The 1,061-nt window shown below is 66.1% G+C and carries 2 protein-coding genes; both read left to right on the top strand.

Annotation, left to right across the window (positions count from 1 at the left end; all coding sequences use genetic code 11):
- The coding region (locus ACTS2Z_RS04265) for a sulfite exporter TauE/SafE family protein (protein WP_442571988.1) at nt 1-711 on the top strand (711 nt) is incomplete at its 5' end.
- Between the two features lie 10 nt (nt 712-721).
- Nucleotides 722-1,061: enoyl-CoA hydratase-related protein (locus ACTS2Z_RS04260; RefSeq protein ID WP_442571987.1), on the top strand; the 340-nt coding region annotated here is incomplete at its 3' end.

Below are 1,061 nucleotides of genomic sequence, written 5' to 3'. Positions count from 1 at the left end.
CCGGCGATGTATTACACGCTGGTTTTCCTGGGATACCCCGAACACGCCATGCACGCGGCGGTAGGCACCTCGCTCAGCGTGATCGTCATCACCTCGGCCCGTTCGGTCATGGCGCACGCAAGGCGCGGCGCGGTCGACTTTGCCGTGCTGAAGGCCTTGTGCCCGTGGATCGTGGCCGGCGCGCTGGCAGGCTCGGCGATTGCAGGCCTCATCCCCACCCAAGGCCTTGTCGTCATCTTTGCGCTGACGGCGCTGGTCCTGTCGCTGCAATTCTTCTTTGGCCGGGCCGACTGGAAGCTGGGTGACGATCTGCCGGGGCAACCATTCCGCGCGATGCTGGCCGGGTGCATCGGCATCATGTCCGCCCTGATGGGCATTGGCGGGGGCGTGTTCGGCGTCACCCTGCTGACGCTTTTCGGACGCTCCATCCATGTCGCAGTGGCAACCGCAGCCGGGTTCGGTGTGGCCATCGGCCTGCCGGCGGCGCTTGGCTTTGTCATTACGGGCTGGGGCGTTGCAGAGCGTGCGCCTTTCTCGCTCGGCTTTGTCTCCATGCCCGGCTTTGCGCTGCTGGCCATCACAGCTGTATTCGTGACTCCGCTGGGGGCAGCACTCGCGCATCGCCTCAACGCTGCCCGCCTGCGTCAGGCCTTTGCGGTGGGTCTGGCCCTGGTCGCCCTCAACATGCTCCGCTCTGCGGTGTGGGGGTAGGAGGCGATCCATGACCATCCGCCATGAGACCAAAGCCCGCATCGCGATCATCACCATCGACCGGCCGGAGCGGCGCAATGCGGTGGACGGACCCACCGCGCAGGCGCTGGCCGATGCCTTCCGGCGGTTTGATGCTGATGAGGATGCAGACATTGCCATCCTCACCGGTGCGGGCGGGACGTTCTGTGCGGGAGCAGACCTCAAAGCCATTGCGAATGGCACGCCAAACCGTACCGAGCCCACCGGTGACGCCCCGATGGGACCGAGCCGGATGGTTCTCTCCAAGCCGGTGATCGCCGCGATCGAAGGCCACGCTGTAGCAGGCGGGCTGGAGCTTGCCTTGTGGTGCG

The sequence above is a fragment of the Glycocaulis sp. genome (genome assembly GCF_052168375.1).
Classification (GTDB): Bacteria; Pseudomonadota; Alphaproteobacteria; order Caulobacterales; family Maricaulaceae; genus Glycocaulis.
The sequence above is the reverse complement of the archived record's forward strand: the minus strand, read 5'-3'. Positions and strand labels throughout refer to the sequence as shown.